This is a genomic window from Vibrio sp. 1562 (assembly GCF_033340155.1).
Taxonomy (GTDB): Bacteria; Pseudomonadota; Gammaproteobacteria; order Enterobacterales; family Vibrionaceae; genus Vibrio; species Vibrio alginolyticus.
Map to the genome: position 1 here is coordinate 1 of NZ_JAWOVY010000575.1, position 585 is coordinate 585.

Genomic DNA, 585 nt, shown 5'->3' on the forward strand with positions numbered 1-585 from the left:
CTTATCGCATTCGTACTATTGTTTGTTTTCTCGTGCGTATTAGCACTATCGCCAGAGCAACTTGCACAGGCAAAAGCGCAAAACGTATCCGTACTCTCTTACCTTGCAAACGCAACGGATAACCCGTTCATCGCAACACTTGGTCCTTTGGTGGCGTTTGTCGCGATCACTTCTTCTTTCCTTGGTCATTTCTTAGGCGCACGTGAAAGCTTGAACGGCTTAATCACAAAGCACTCAAATTTGTCTGAAACACGTGTTGATCGTATTAGCGTAGTGGCTCTTTTCTTGTCAATTTGGGCTGCAGCAATCATGAACCCAAGTATTTTAGGCATGATGGAAGCGTTATCTGGGCCAGTTATCGCAATGATCTTGTTCATTATGCCGATGTTGGCGGTACATAAGATTGAGTCGATGAAGCAGTATCGTGGAAAGCTCTCTACCTATTTTGTTCTGATCACAGGTATTGTTGCGGTAAGTGCTTTGGTTTTTAGCTTACTCAGCTAAGAAGGGGTTACTTTGAGTGATTTTCAGGGGAATACCGTTTACAACTAAAGGTAATTCCCTGAATTTTGCTTTTGTTTTCTA

The 585-nt window shown here is 42.7% G+C and carries 1 protein-coding gene; it reads left to right on the forward strand.

Going from position 1 to position 585, the window contains the following annotated elements; translation table 11 throughout:
* Nucleotides 1–504 (forward strand): aromatic amino acid transport family protein (locus R7Z49_RS26475; RefSeq protein WP_318112625.1); only part of this gene is annotated, 504 nt, incomplete at its 5' end.
* Between the last annotated feature and the right edge of the window lie 81 nt (nt 505–585).